This window comes from Nonomuraea sp. NPDC049684 (assembly GCF_044465345.1).
GTDB lineage: Bacteria > Actinomycetota > Actinomycetes > Streptosporangiales > Streptosporangiaceae > Nonomuraea.
The window spans coordinates 496,510-510,997 of the sequence record NZ_JBITLO010000003.1 but is presented as its reverse complement, the minus strand read 5'-3'; the positions used below and the strand labels follow the sequence as shown (position 1 = coordinate 510,997).

11 protein-coding genes and 1 riboswitch are annotated in these 14,488 nt (G+C 71.2%); all 11 genes read right to left on the bottom strand.

The window, feature by feature from the left end; all coding sequences use genetic code 11:
- Positions 1-49: 49 nt before the first annotated feature.
- A riboswitch (FMN riboswitch) is annotated at positions 50-180 on the bottom strand.
- 77 nt (positions 181-257) lie between these two features.
- Positions 258-1,070, bottom strand: coding sequence for an oxygenase MpaB family protein (locus tag ACIBST_RS12670; RefSeq protein ID WP_397171311.1), 813 nt, complete (start codon positions 1,068-1,070; stop codon positions 258-260).
- Between the two features lie 88 nt (positions 1,071-1,158).
- Complete coding sequence (locus tag ACIBST_RS12665; protein ID WP_397171309.1) at positions 1,159-2,868, bottom strand: ABC transporter family substrate-binding protein; 1,710 nt, start codon at positions 2,866-2,868, stop codon at positions 1,159-1,161.
- Positions 2,865-4,934 carry a dipeptide ABC transporter ATP-binding protein gene (locus tag ACIBST_RS12660; protein ID WP_397171307.1) on the bottom strand — a complete coding sequence of 690 codons (2,070 nt, stop codon included), beginning with the start codon at positions 4,932-4,934 and terminating at the stop codon, positions 2,865-2,867. Before ACIBST_RS12660 ends, ACIBST_RS12665 begins: the two co-directional genes overlap by 4 nt.
- On the bottom strand, positions 4,931-5,770 hold the full coding sequence (locus ACIBST_RS12655) for an ABC transporter permease (protein ID WP_397171305.1): 840 nt from the start codon (positions 5,768-5,770) through the stop codon (positions 4,931-4,933). The genes ACIBST_RS12660 and ACIBST_RS12655 overlap by 4 nt, the downstream gene beginning before the upstream one ends.
- Entirely contained in the window at positions 5,771-6,748 is a 978-nt protein-coding gene (locus tag ACIBST_RS12650) for an ABC transporter permease (protein ID WP_397171303.1), read from the bottom strand.
- 1,039 nt (positions 6,749-7,787) lie between these two features.
- Entirely contained in the window at positions 7,788-8,441 is a 654-nt protein-coding gene (rpe, locus tag ACIBST_RS12645; RefSeq protein ID WP_397171301.1) for a ribulose-phosphate 3-epimerase, read from the bottom strand.
- A gap of 178 nt (positions 8,442-8,619) precedes the next feature.
- Entirely contained in the window at positions 8,620-10,122 is a 1,503-nt protein-coding gene (locus ACIBST_RS12640) for an RsmB/NOP family class I SAM-dependent RNA methyltransferase (protein ID WP_397171299.1), read from the bottom strand.
- Positions 10,109-11,038: a methionyl-tRNA formyltransferase gene (gene fmt / locus ACIBST_RS12635; protein ID WP_397171297.1), complete on the bottom strand. Its 930-nt coding sequence runs from the start codon at positions 11,036-11,038 to the stop codon at positions 10,109-10,111. The genes ACIBST_RS12640 and fmt overlap by 14 nt, the downstream gene beginning before the upstream one ends.
- Before the next feature lie 2 nt (positions 11,039-11,040).
- A complete protein-coding gene (gene def, locus ACIBST_RS12630) occupies positions 11,041-11,589 on the bottom strand; it encodes a peptide deformylase (protein ID WP_357967963.1) in 549 nt (182 codons plus the stop codon).
- A gap of 38 nt (positions 11,590-11,627) precedes the next feature.
- Complete coding sequence (locus ACIBST_RS12625; RefSeq protein ID WP_397171295.1) at positions 11,628-12,974, bottom strand: hypothetical protein; 1,347 nt, start codon at positions 12,972-12,974, stop codon at positions 11,628-11,630.
- A gap of 37 nt (positions 12,975-13,011) precedes the next feature.
- On the bottom strand, positions 13,012-14,481 hold the full coding sequence (locus ACIBST_RS12620) for a hypothetical protein (protein WP_397171293.1): 1,470 nt from the start codon (positions 14,479-14,481) through the stop codon (positions 13,012-13,014).
- Positions 14,482-14,488: the final 7 nt, after the last annotated feature.

Below are 14,488 nucleotides of genomic sequence, written 5' to 3'. Positions count from 1 at the left end.
GGTGCCGGCACGGCACCACGTCAGGCGCCCGGCTGGGACGCCGGACACCTCGCGCGCTTCCTCCCATCCGGACTTTAACCGTCGGTCCTGGAATTTCACCAGGTCAACCGGCCGATGGCATCGGCCGGGTCGCGGACTGTAACCGCCGGTTCGGACTTTCACCGACCCCGGAGCACGCTAGCTCTCTTCTTGTACCAGTTTGCCATGCCGATTACGGAAAGCGCGACCGCCCCCGTGCTATTTGAACAAGCGCTCGCTCAGGCGGCCATCAGCTTGCGCGCCCGGCGGGCCGAGGGCGCGTAGCGGACCTGCTCGGGGACCAGGCCGATGCCGGTGTGCAGGGCGCGCAGCGTGGCCGAGGCCCACAGGTCGCCGACGGGCGTGGCGGGCAGGCCGTACAGGCGGCGGGCCCAGCGCGGCAGCGTGGCCAGCGCCAGCACGGTCAGCGCGGGCACGGCGGGCCGCAGCGCGGACAGCGCGCCGGGCAGCGGCGTGTGCAGCGACAGCCGCAGCGGATGGGCCGCCTCGGGCACCAGCCGCAGTTCGGGACGCCGGCCGTCGATGTAGCCGCGCAGCTCGGCCACCGAGCCCGGCACGTCCTCCGCGCTCAGGCCCACGACCTCGGCGGCGCGCCGCCACTCGGCGACGAACCGGTCGGCGTCGGCGTCGGACAGCCGCACGCCGGCGCGGCGGGCCACCGTCAGGTAGGAGTCGACCTCGCCGACGTGCACCCAGCGCAGCGCTTCGGGGTCGTCGAGGTGGTAGGTCTCGCCGGTGTCGGGGTCGCGGGCGGTCAGCGTGGCGTGGATCTTGCGCACCCGGCGGCCGGCCCGCTCCACCTCCGCGCGGGTGCCGTACGTGCGCACCCGGACGAACTCGCTGGTCCGCAGGAAGCGCGACCACGCCTCGGCCGGGTCGAGCAGCGCCGAGTTCTGCAGCACGCCGCGCATCGCCCTGGGGTGCAGCCCCTGCATCAGCAGCGCCCGGAAGCCGCCGACGAGCTGGATCGGCTCCCCCATCACCCGCCAGGTCACCGACTCGGGGCCGAAGATCCCATAGTCGTCGTCCATAAGTGAACAGTTACCCCGATAGGTGGCGAAGCATGCCGAAAACCCCCGGCCGGGAACCGGCCGGGGGCTTTCGTCGAGGCTACGGAGATCAGCCGGTGAAGCCGATCGCCGTGTAGTCACGGGCCTGGTACCCGAAGGTGCCGAAGTTGGCCAGCGTCTTCTTGGTCGCCTGGATGGCCGGACGCTGGTACAGCGGGATGGTGTGCACCTGGTCCCAGATCAGCTTGTCGGCGGCGTTGGCCAGCTCGTAGGCCTTGGTCTGGTCCATCTCACCGACGGCGGCGTCGATCGCGGCGTCCAGCGCCGGGTCGCTGCCCTTGGGGAAGTTCGACTCGGAGCCGGTCTTGTAGATCTGCGGCAGGCCGCCGAGAGGCAGCGGCGTGCCGATCCAGGAGAACGGCACCAGGTCGAAGTCGCCCTTGATGATGTAGTCGGTGAAGAACTTGTCATCGGGGACCGGGCGGATCGTCAGCTTGATCCCGGCCTCCTTGAGCATGGCCTGGGTGAGCTCGCCCTCGGTCTTGGCGTACGGCACGCCCGCCGGGACGACGAAGCTCAGCGAGAACTCCTTGCCGTCCTTCTTGCGGACGTCGCCCTCCTGCTTCCAGCCGGCCGCGTCGAGCAGCTCCTTGGCCTTGGGCAGGTTGTACTTGCCCAGCTCGCCGGAGTTGTCGACGTACGCCTTGTGGTTGTTCATGAAGACGTGGTTGCCCAGCGTCTGCAGCGGCCACTCCATGTCCTTGAGGTCGGACTGGGTGATCACGTCACGGTTGATCGCGTACGCGACGGCCTGGCGGACCGACTTGTCCTTCAGGAACTCGCTCTGGTTGTTGACGGTGATGTGCCGCCAGTTCGGGCTGAGCGACTTGCGGATGTCCACGTTCGGGACTTCCTTGGCCCGCTTGAGGTCGGCCGGGCTGCCCGGCGGGATCTCCACCGCGTCCAGCTCGTCGTTGGCGAAGGCGTTCACCTGCGCGGCGGGCGTCTCGATGGTCCGGTAGATGACCTTGTCGAGCTTGGGCTTGCGGCCCCACCACTTGTCGTCGCGCACCACGGTGAGGGTCTTGGTGCCCTCGTTGATGCTCTCGACCTTGAAGGGCCCGGCGGTGACCGGGATCTTCTGCAGGTAGTCCTTCTCGTACTTCTCCGGGGTCTCCATGTGGGAGGCCGGGTAGAGGTGCGGCGAACGGGAGAACTGGCCCTGCCACTCGGGGTAGTTCTTGCCGTAGGTCACGATGGCGACCTTGTCGGAGTCACCCTTGGTGACCGACTCGATGCGGTCCCAGCCGTCGGTGGAGGCCGGCTTGAACTTCTTGTTCTTGCCGCTGTTGGCCTTCCACGCCGCCTCGAGGTCCTTCCAGGTGATCGGCGTGCCGTCCGACCACTGGGCCTTCTCGTTCAGCGTGTAGGTGACGACCTGCTTGCCCGACGACAGGTCCATCTTGACGTCGGTGAGGTAGTCGGGGTTCGCCTTGAAGTTGGCCTGGGAGTCGGCGACCATCAACATCGGCATCAGCGAGTCGAGCATGTCCGCCGTGTCCAGCTGGTTGCCGTCGACGTGGTTGCCGTTCCACTGGCTCGGCCACTGGCCGACCGCCAGGGTGAGCGTGCCGCCGTCCTTGACCTGCTCGTACGGGACGGGGTTGATCGAGATGCCCGGCAGCTCCGACATCTGCTGCTGAGCCTGCTGCGACTGCTCGGCGCTCGGCTTCTTGGCCTCGCCGCCACCACCGCCACAAGCCGCCGCGGCCATGGCGAGGACGGCGATACCCGCCGCCGCCCGGTAACGAACCTTCACTTTTCCTCCTGATCGTCCGAGGCCGTGATGACCTCGACTTCCTCCGCGTAGTGGCAGGCGGCGCCGTGGTCCACGGCGGTCGCGAGCCGGGCAACCGAGGGCTCTTCGTCCACGCAGCGCCGGCGTTCGGCCTCGGTGAGGAGGGCGAACTTGGGGCAGCGCGTGCGGAACCGGCAACCCGATGGCGGGTCGGCCGGGCTGGGCAGGTCGCCTTCGAGCAGGATCCGCTTGCGCGTGCGCTCCATGTCGGGGTCGGGCAGCGGGATCGCTGACAGCAGCGCCTGCGTGTAGGGGTGCGCGGGGCGTTCGTAGACCTCCTCGACCGTGCCGATCTCGGCGATCCTGCCGAGGTACATGACCGCGACGCGGTCGGCGAGATGCCGGACCACGGCCAGGTCGTGCGCCACGAACAGGTACGACAGCCCCAGGGTGTTCTTCAGCTCGTCCAGCAGGTTGATGACGCCGGCCTGGATGGACACGTCCAGTGCCGAGACCGGCTCGTCCAGGACGAGCAGCTTGGGCTCCAGGGCCAGCGCGCGGGCGATGCCGATGCGCTGGCGCTGGCCGCCGGAGAAGCTCTGCGGGTAGCGCTCGGCGTACTCGGGCGCCAGGCCCACCAGTTCGAGCAGCTCGGCGACCCGCTGGTTGACGTTCTTGCGCCCGTGGGCGCGCAGCGGCTCGGCGATGATGTCGCCGACCGGCATGCGCGGGTCGAGCGCCGCCATCGGGTCCTGGAAGACGATCTGCAGGTCGCCCCTGAGCGCCTTGCGCCCGGACGGGCCGAGCTTGGCGCTGTCCTGGCCGAGCACGACGATCCGGCCGCTCTGCGGCGGGGCGAGCTGCATGATCTGCTGCAGGGTCGTGGTCTTGCCGCAGCCCGACTCGCCGACCAGGGCCAGCGTCTCGCCCTCGGCGATGTCGAAGCTGATGCCGTCCACGGCGTGCACGGTGCCGACGCGGCGCTTGAACACCGCGCCCTTCATCAGCGGGTAGTGCCGGATGAGGTTGTCCAGCTCCAGCACGGTCGCGCGCTGCTCGCGCGGCACGCGGACCACCTCGCTGACCGGGATGACCGGGACCGGGAACACGTCCGTGCCGGTCAGGCCCTTGTACTCGATCTCGCGGGAGCGGATGCAGGCGACGTGCCTGCCGCCGCCGACGTCGGTGAGCGGGGGCTCCTCGTCGTCGCACGAGTCGATCTTCATCGGGCAGCGCGGCGCGAACGGGCAGCCCGGCGGCAGCGCCGCCGGGGAGGGCGGGTTGCCCTCGATCGGCACCAGCGGCCCCTCCTCGCCGTCGATCCTGGGGATCGAGGCGAGCAGTCCCATCGTGTACGGCATCCGCGGCCGGTAGTAGATGTCGTCGACGTTGCCCTGCTCGACCGGCTTGCCGGCGTACATGACCAGCACCCGGTCGGCCATGCCCGCGACGACGCCCAGGTCGTGCGTGATCATGACGATGCCGGCGCCCGTCTCGCGCTGGGCGGTCTTGAGCACCTCCAGCACCTGGGCCTGGATGGTCACGTCGAGCGCGGTGGTCGGCTCGTCGCAGATCAGCAGGTCGGGGTCGTTGGCGATGGCCATCGCGATCATCGCGCGCTGGCGCATGCCGCCGGAGAACTCGTGCGGGAACGCCTTGGCCCGGACGTCCGGGTGCGGGATGCCGACCAGGTCGAGCAGCTCGACGGCGCGCTTGGCGGCCTTGTCCTTGCCCAGCTTCTGGTGGACGCGCAGCGCCTCGGAGATCTGGTCGCCGATCGTGTACACGGGCGTGAAGGCCGACAGCGGATCCTGGAAGATCATGCTCATCGACTTGCCGCGGACCTTGACCAGGTCGTCTTCCTTCATCCCGATCAGCTCCTGGCCGTGGAGCTTGACCGAGCCGCTGATCTGGGCGTTGCGCGGCAGCAGGCCCATGATCGCCAGGGACGTGACGGACTTGCCCGAACCGGACTCGCCCACGATGCCCAGGACCTCGCCGCGGGCGACGTCGTAGCTGACGCCGCGCACGGCCTCGATGCCGCCGGGGAACGTCACGGTGAGGTCGCGTACCTCCAGGATGCTCATGAGTTGCTCCCCGGGTCGAGTGCGTCGCGCAGGCCGTCTCCGATGAGGTTGATGCTCAGGACCAGCAGCACCAGGAGCCCGGCGGGGAAGGCGAACAGCCAGGGGTAGCCGGTGGCGTTGCGGGAGCCCTCGGCGATCAGCGTGCCGAGCGAGACGTCGGGCGGCTGGATGCCGAAGCCGAAGAAGGACAGCGCGGCCTCGCCGATGACCGCGCCACTCACGTTGAGGGTGGCGTCGATGATCAGCAAGGAGGACAGGTTCGGCACGATGTGCCGGAAAATGATCTTCCAGCGGGGGATGCCCATGTAGACGGCCGCCTGCACGTACTCGCGCTCACGGAGCGAGAGCGTCATGCTGCGCACCACCCTGGAGGTGATCATCCAGGCGAACGCCGCCAGCAGGACCACGAACCAGAGCCAGGAGGCGCCGCGCAGGCGCGGCGAGGCGATCGCGATGATCAGGAAGCTGGGCAGCACGAGGAGCAGGTCGACGCCCCACATGAGGACGCGGTCCACCCAGCCGCCGAAGTACCCGGCGAAGGCGCCGACCATCGCGGCCAGGCCGGTCGAGATGAGCGCCACGAGCAGGCCGATGATGATCGACTTCTGCATGCCGCGCAGGGTGACGGCGTACATGTCCTGGCCGATCGAGGTGGTGCCCCACCAGTGGTCGGACGAGGGGCCCGACAGGAAGGCGAGGAAGTCCTTGTCCCTCCAGTCGTAGGCGCCGAAGGAGGGGCCGATGTAGGCCAGCGCCACCAGCAGCAGGAGGGCGATGAAGCCGTAGCGGGCCTGCCGGTTGCGCAGCATCCGCCCGAGAACAACCTTGGAACGCACTTAGCTCACCCGCACTCGAGGGTCGAGGGCCGCCACCAGCAGGTCCGACAGGAAGCCGGCGAACAGGACGCAGACGGAGGCGAACATGCTGACCGCGGCCACCGAGTTCACGTCGTTCTGGTTGATCGAGTCGACCAGCCAGGCGCCCATGCCGTTCCAGGCGAAGATCTTCTCGGTGAAGGTGGCGCCGGTGAGCATCGTGCCGAAGGCGAAGGCGAAGTACGTGGCCGCGGGGATCAGCGCGGTGCGCAGCGCGTGCTTGATCAGGGCCGTCCTGCGCCGCAGGCCCTTGGCCATCGCGGTGCGGACGAAGTCCTGGCCGAGCACGTCCAGCATCATGTTGCGCTGGATGCGGCTGTAGAAGGCGATCGAGCCCAGGCTGAGCGAGATGGTCGGCAGGATCAGGTGGTTCAGCCTGTTGGCGAACTGGTCCCAGCCGGACAGCTTGGGGTTGTACTCGCCGGTGAACTCGATCAGCGTGAAGCCGAGCCCGCGGTTGAGGTTGTAGGCGGCGATCGCGAGCAGCGTGGCCAGCACGAACACCGGCACCGCCATGATCACGAACGAGCCGACCCCGATCGCCCGGTCGGTTATCCGATACTGCTTGACCGCCGACAGCGCGCCGAGCGCCACTCCCAGGACGAACCCGACGATCGTGCCCACCAGCAGCAGCCGGAGGCTGACGAAGATCCGCCGGCCCATCTCGTCGTTGACCGAACCGCCGTTCCAGGTCTTGCCGAAGTCACCCGTGACGACGCCCTTGGCCCAGGTCGCGTAGCGCTCCAGGACGGGCGTCTTGTCGTTGAGGTTGTAGCTGTCGAGGGTGGCGTCGATGACTTCCTCGGCGACGGGAGGCTGGCGGCCTTCGTACGCGCCGCGGGGGTTCATGGTCGTCGCGGCGAGCATGTAAGCCAAGCTGGCCGCGATCGCGACCAAGATCAGATTGATCGCCAACCTGCGGAGCAGGTACTTGCCCATTACCCTCCGTTCGCACTGAACGAGGGCCCGGAAACCCCGGTAGGAGAAGACCCCCGCAATGGAAAAAGACCGTCTTACGCCGCGAAAAGTCATGACGCGGAACGGCGATCAAAACGCAGGATATCTAGCCAAACATCACAGTCAGCAATAGTTCGACATAACGGTAAGGTCACTAAGCATGGTGGGGGGCTGCCGTCGGTCATGGTCCTACATGGGGGTTGACCTGGGGAAATACGCGTTACCAAGATCGGTAACCGGCGCTATCGGATCAGCGTATGTCACAGAATCCTGACAAAAAATAACCCAATCTCAAAGTGACGCACGTCATACTGATCAATAGGCTGGGGATTGATATTTCGCGACGTCGCGGCTTTTGATCTCACGCGGGTGGTCGAGGCGGCTCCGTCGGAGGGCACGCTCCCGCCCGCCCGAAGCCGTCCCCGGGCCCTTCCCCCCACGCTCACGCTCCGCTCACCACCCCACCCGGCCCCACCCCCGCCTCCGCCCAAACCGGCCCCGCCACCCACCCCGGCTCCAAGTAGGCGGCGAACTTCCAGCGGGCCACATAGCGAGCCCCGCCTCCAGCAGGCCCACTCCCCCAGCCCCGCGCCTCCAGCAGGGCCACACCCCAGTGAGCCCCACACCCCCGGGGGCTTGCACCCGAGCGGACCTGCGCTTCCCTGAGCCCGCACCCGAGCGGGCCTGCACCCCGGGTGAGCCTGCACCCTCAGTGGGCCTGCACTCCCCTGGACCGCACCTTCAGTGAGCCGCACCCCAGTGGGCGCGCACCCAGCACACCGAGGCGCGGCGGCAGGACTGTAGTGCGCGCCTCATGGAGGGGTGGAGGAGTCACGGGAGCGCGCGGGGCACGCCCGTGGCGGGAAGGGACAGCGGGAACACGGGCAAGGGTGGAGCGGGTGGCGGCGAACGGTCGGCGAGCGCCAGGGAACCGCAGGCGAGCGCCGGGGAACGGTGGACGAGTGCCGGGGAACGGTGAGCGAGCGCCCGGAACGACAGGCGGGGGTTGAGGGGTGGGCGGTCAGCGGGTGGCGGCGGCGCGGAGGGCGTCGATGGCGGCCACCGGGTCGTCGGCCCCGTAGACGGCGCTGCCGGCCACGAACACGTCGGCGCCCGCCTCCGCGCAGCGCTCGATCGTCTCGGCCGTCACACCGCCGTCGACCTGCAGCCAGACCGACCCGCCGTGCCGCTCGATCATCGCCCGCGCCGCCCGCACCTTCGGCAGCACCATGTCGAGGAACTTCTGCCCGCCGAACCCGGGCTCGACCGTCATCAGCAGCAGCATGTCGATCTCACCGAACAGCCCCTCGAACGGCTCCACCGCCGTGGCCGGGTTGAGCGCGAGCCCCGCCCTGGCGCCGAGCGACCGGATCTCGCGCAACGTACGCACCGGCGCCTTGGACGCCTCCGCGTGGATGGTCACGCTGCCCGCCCCGGCCTCGGCGTACTGGGGGGCCCAGCGGTCGGGGTCGGCGATCATGAGGTGGCAGTCGAGGGGTGTCTGGGTGGCTTTGCGCAGGGACTCCACCACGGGCAGCCCGAGGGTGAGATTGGGCACGAAGTGGTAGTCCATGACATCCACGTGCAGCCAGTCGGCGTTCGGCACGGCGGCGGCCTCGTCGGCCAGCCGCGCGAAGTCGGCGGCGAGGATGCTGGGCGAGATCTGTACGGCCATGATGCGCCAGTCTATTGAACGGCCCGTCCCCCCTCGACTCCCCCTCCCACCGCCTCACCCGCGCCCACCGCACGGGCGCGCGACCAAGGGGCGGACGTGCGCCCAGCACGCGTGCGTCCGGCAGGCGGGCGTCCGGCAGGCGGGCGCCCAGCACGGCGCGGGCGAGAGACTAGCGGAGTCAGGGGCGTTTGCGGAGGAGGGCCAGGAACATGGCGTCGGTGCCATGGCGGTGGGGCCAGAACTGCGCGTGCGGGCCGTCGCCGAGCCCGTCGACCTCCGGCAGGTAGTCGCGCGCGTCGAGCTGCTCCACGTCGCCCCTGCGGCCCATGACGTCGCCGACCACGACGCGCGTCTCGGCCAGGTGCGGCGAGCAGGTCACGTACGCCACCACCCCACCCGGGCGCACGGCGTCGAGGGCCGTGCCGAGCAGCCGCCGCTGCAACGCGCCCAGCTCGGCGATGCTGGCCGGGTCGCGTCGCCACCGGGCCTCCGGACGCCGCCGCAGCGCGCCCAGCCCCGTGCAGGGGGCGTCGAGCATGACCCGGTCGAACACCCCGGGCCGCCAGGCGGGTTCGGTGCCGTCGGCGGTGACGACCGAGGCCGTCCTGGTGGTCTGCCAGACCAGCCGCGCCCGGTGGTACTGCACGTCGGCGGCCAGCACCCGCGCCCCACCGGGGAACGCCACGGAACCGCCGCCCGCCGCACCGCCGCCGCCCGGACGGCGCTCGCCGTCGAGACGCGCCACGTCACCGTCGAGGCCCGCCAGGTCGCCGTAGGTGGCGACGGCGTCGAGCAGGCCCGCCTTGCCGCCCGGACCGGCGCACATGTCGAGCCAGAGCTCGTCCTCGCCGTCGAGCGGCACGCGGGTCAGGGCGAGCGCCACGAGCTGGCTGGCTTCGTCCTGGACGGCCGCGCGCGTCTCGGCCACGGCCTCGATCTGCCCGGGATCGCCCTCGCGCAGGTAGGCCGCGTACGGCGAGTAGCGGCCGGGCGCGGCGCCGGACTCGGCCAGCTCGGCCACCGAGCTGCGCCCCGGCCGGGCGACCAGCGTCACCAGCGGCCGGACGTTGTCGGCGTCGAGCAGGTCGGCCAGCTCCCCGCCGCCGCCCAGCGCGTCGCGGAAGGCCGAGACGATCCACCGGGGATGCCCGTAGGCGACGGCCAGATGGCCGACCGGGTCCTGCTCGGAGTCGGGCGCGACGATGGGGATCCAGTCCTCCAGCTCGCGCGAGCCGATCTTGCGCAGCACCGCGTTGACGAACTTGGCCGCGCCCTGGCCGATGCGCAGGCGTACGAGATCGACGGTCGTGCCGACCGCGGCGTGCGGCGGGACGCGCATGCGCAGGAGCTGGTGGGCCCCCAGCCGCAGGGCGTCGCGCACGGCCGGGTCGGGCGCGCGGTCGCTGCACATCTCGATGATCGCGTCGTAGGTGCCGAGGCCGCGCAGCGTGCCGTAGGCCAGCTCGGTGGCCAGCGCCGCGTCGCGCCCGCGGATGTCGCGCTCGCGCAGCAGCCGCGGCAGGAGCAGGTTGGCGTAGGCGTCGCGCTCGTCGACCGCCCGCAGGAGGTCGAAGGCGGCGTTGCGGGCGTGGTCGCGGGCGGGGCGGCGCGGACCGCCGGCTCCGCGGGGCTTGGTGCCCGTGGATCCGGCCGGCGACCGGCGGGGGTCACGCGAAGGCATCGTCACTCGCAAGCCGGACGCCGCGCGCCCACTCGACCGCGCTCATCGCCCGCTTGCCCTGCGGCTGCACCTCGCCCAGCTCGACCGGGTCGGTGGCGGTGCCGACGAGCACGTGGCTCTTCGTGGCCAGGATCCGGCCGGGCGCGAGCCGGTCGGCCCGGACGGCGACCTTGGCCGGGCCGAGCTTCACCCGCTGCCCCCTGAACTCGCTCCAGGCTCCCGGCCCGGGGGTGCAGGCGCGGATCAGGCGGTCGACCCGCATGGCGGGCTTGGACCAGTCGACCCGCGCGTCGGCGACGTTGATCTTGGGCGCGATCGTCACGCCGTCGAGCGGCTGGGGACGGGCCTCCAGCGCGCCGTCCTCGACGCCGTCGAGCGTGGCGGCCAGCAGGCCGGCGCCGGAGACCGACAGGCGTTCGAGGAGGGAGCCGCTGGTGTCGGAGGTCAGGATCTCCTCGGTGACGACGCCGTAGACCGGGCCCGCGTCGAGCTCCTTGACGATCTGGAACGTCGTCGCGCCGGTGATCTCGTCGCCGTGCAGCACCGCGTGCTGCACGGGCGCCGCGCCGCGCCAGGCGGGCAGGACCGAGAAGTGCAGGTTGATCCAGCCGTGGCGGGGCACGTCGAGGGCCGACTGCGGCAACAGCGCGCCGTAGGCGACCACCGGGCAGCAGTCGGGCTCCAGCGCGCGCAGCGTGTCGAGGAAGGCGGGGTCGCCGACCTTGGCCGGGCGCAGCACCTCGATGCCGGCCTCCTCCGCGAGCTCGGCCACCGGCGAGGGGTGGACCTTGCGCCCCCGCCCTGACTGGGCGTCGGGACGGGTGATGACGGCCACGACCTCGTGCCGCGGCGAGTCGATCAGCATGCGCAGCGACGGCAGCGCCGTCTCGGGTGTGCCCGCGAAGACCAGCCGCATCGTCAGAGCGCCCTTCCGCCGGTGGCGTGCGGCGACATCTTGATCACGGGGGCGGACAGGCCGCTCCACTCGGCCTCGCGGATCGCCTTCATGGCCAGCTTGCGCTGCTTGGGATCCATGCGGTCGATGAACAGGATGCCGTCGAGGTGGTCGGTCTCGTGCTGGAAGCAGCGGGCCATCAGGTCGGTGCCCTCCAGCGTGACCGGCTCGCCGTGCATGTCGAAGCCCTTGGCCACGGCGCGGACGGCGCGCGGCGTCGGGTAGGACAGGCCGGGGAAGGACAGGCAGCCCTCCTCGCCCTCCTCGTCGAGGTCGGCGGACAGGTCGAGGTCGGGGTTGATGAGGTGGCCGAGCCGGTCGTCGACGTAGTAGGTGAACACCCGCAGGCCGACGCCGATCTGCGGGGCCGCCAGGCCCGCGCCCGGGGCGTCCATCATCGTGTCGGTGAGGTCCTTGACCAGCTTGCGGAGCTCCTTGTCGAAGTCGACGACCGGGGCCGCCGGGGTGCGCAGCACCGGATCTCCGAACAGCCGGATCGACTGGATCGCCAAGGGGCTCACTCCTGTTCTCGAACGTGGATCAGCCCAGTTTACCGGCGGTGGGCCGGCGGCCGGTCGTGGCGCAGGGAGCGGGCCTTCATCGCGGCCTTGCGCGCCGCCTTGGCCACCGCCCGGTCGTCGTGGGCGCCGGCGAGCATGTCGAGCACGGCCAGCGTGTCGGGGTGGCCGACCGCGGGCATCTCGCCGACGAGCTTGATCAGGTCTTCGCCCGGCTCGGGCATGTCGAGGCGGCCGGCGGCCGGACCGGACAGGTGCATGAGCGCGGCGAGGTTGTCGACCGCGATCCAGGTATGGTCCTCGGGGCTCAGCGGCGGGGCCTCAAGGTCGCGGATGTGCAGCCAGGAGGCGGCGTAGCGGCGGGTGAGCGGGTGGTCGAGCGCCTGCCGCACGGGCTGCTCGGCCTCGGGGCCGAGCTCCTCCAGGATCGCGCCGACCGCGCCGCGCTGCCCGGCGGTGCCGGAGGCGGCGATCTCGATCAGCTCGCGGGCGGCCTCCTCGGGGGGACGCCGCTCCAGCCAGCCCGCCACGGCGCTCTGCGTGGCGGTGCCCTTCACCAGCGCCTCGACCAGCTCGGCGGCCGACAGGTCGGCGAAGACCTGCACCTCGGCGGCGGTGGGCGCGTCGTGGCCCTCGCGCAGCAGGTCGCGCCGGACGGCCCAGACCCCGAGCGGCGTGAGCGCCGTGCGCCCGGCCTCGGTCTGCTCCACCAGCCCGCAGTACGTCAGCAGCGAGACCGCCTCCAGCAGCTCGGCCGGCAGCGCGGCGGCCAGCCTGCGCATCTCGACCGGGCCCGGCGCGCAGGCGACCTCGTGCGACTGCAGGATGCCCCTGGCCAGGTTGCCCACGGCGACGCCGGAGCGCACCGAGTAGATCGTGGCCAGCATCTCGGCCAGGTGGTCGTCGACCACGGAGGAGCCGGTCAGGCCCTCGTCGGCGCGGTCGAGGACGTCCATCACCACGCCGTCCCAGAACTCCAGCGTGGCCTCGACCGTGAGCTGCATCGACAGCGGGCCGCGGGAGGCCCGGCCGCCGAGGATGCGCAGCAGGCCGGTGTTGACCGCGACGATCCAGATCAGCCGCAGCCGCGACTCCTGGAGCCCCAGCTCTTCGGCGGCGGCCCTGGCGTCGGACTCGCTCAGCATGCCGTCGGCGCCCACCTCGCGGCTGCCCGTCCAGGCGGTCAGGCGGATGGCGTCGGCGACGAGCGGCACCGCGGGCACCGCGCGGGCCAGCTCGGCGTCGCTCGCCAGCAGGACCGGCGGGAAGGTCAGCGCCTCGTGCTCCACGGAGGTCTCCTCAGGTGGCCGTGGAGGCACGGCGGCCTGCTCATCGATCAGCTTGCGCAGCTCGGCGAGGTCGAAGACATTGTTTGCCACCCAGGAAACTTACTGCACAGCAGTCACAAGGACGTACTCAACGGATGGCCCGGGAGCGCGCCTTGAACGCCGCCTTGCGCGCCGCCTTGGCCACCGTGTCGTCGGGGATGGAGCGTCCGAGCAGCTCCAGAACCTCGACGACGTCGGGGTGGTCGACCCGCCACATCTCCTCGATCAGATGGGCCGGCGGACCGGACGCCGCCATGTTCTCGGCGAAGATCTCCGGATCCTCCCGCGCGGCCGGCATCGCCAGGGCGAGCATGTCGACGCTGACCCAGAGCAGTTCGTCCTGGGTGAGCGGCGGCGCGCCCAGACCACGTGCGGCCAGCCAGTGTATGACGTGCGGGCGCAACTCCTGGTCGTCGAGGTGGTCGCGCACCTGCGGCTCGGCCTCGGCGCCCAGCCGGTCGACGATGGTGATCGCGATGCCGCGGGCCACGGCGGGCGCGCCGGAGGCGGCGCTCAGCAGCTCGGCGGCGGCCTCGCCCGGCGCGCGGCCGGACAGCCAGCGGGAGATGTCCTGCTCGGCCAGCTCGGCGGGCAGCCCTTCGAGCAGCCCCTCGATGAGGCCGCGCGCGTCGGCCTCGCCCAGGTCGGGGGCCACGGGGGCGTCGAGGCCGAGCGAGAGGTAGTGCTCGCGCAGGCCCCAGACCGCCAGGGGCGTCAGCTCGGCCGACTCGCCGTCGATGCGGACCATGCCCCACCCGGCCAGCCGGTCGAGCGCCCCGGCCACGTCGATGCCGCCCTCGCCCGAGACCTCCTCCAGGTAGTCGGCGACTACCTGGAGCGGCACCGGCGCCTGGAGGCGGTAGAGCATGTCGAACAGGTCGTAGAGGCCCTCGTCGAGCTCGGCGTGGCCGGTGATCTCGCCGCCGGTGTCGTCCTCCAGCAGCCGGGCCACGGTCGCGGCCCAGGCGTCCAGCGGCTCGCCGTCGCCCGGTGGGGGGCCGCCGGCCAGCTTCGGAACGGTCCGCAGCGCCTCGGTCAGCTCCTCCTCCGAGGCCAGCCGGACGGCGGGCAGCGGGGTGCAGCCCGGGCAGTCGCACGGCGCCTCGCCCAGGTCGGGCAGCTCCCCGGACGGGATCGGCACCGCCTGTTCGAGCGATTCGGGCCCGATCGAGCTGAACAGGCTCTTGGCCATGCCGAAGTTGGCCGGGTCGGCCAGCGCCTCGGGCATGCGGGGGCCGATGTCGTCGAGCCGGGCGCGCATGCCGGCCACGGTGGCCGGGCTGGCGTGGCCGGCCTCGCCGAGGTAGTCCACCAGCGTGCGGGCGGCCGCCACGGTCTCGGGCGCGCTCTCCGGCGGCGCGATCACCTTGCGCGGGTAGATGGACAGCAGCAGCTCGTCGAAGGTCTCCGGCGTGAAGTCGCGCAGTTCGTTGACGTTGAGATAGTCGCTGGCGTAGTCGCAGAGCAGGCGGACCTCGTCCGCGTCCACTTCGACTTCCCGCGCGCGCCCCCATGCGCGCAGGTCGTCGATGGCCTGGTTCACCCATTCGATCGACACAGGGGCA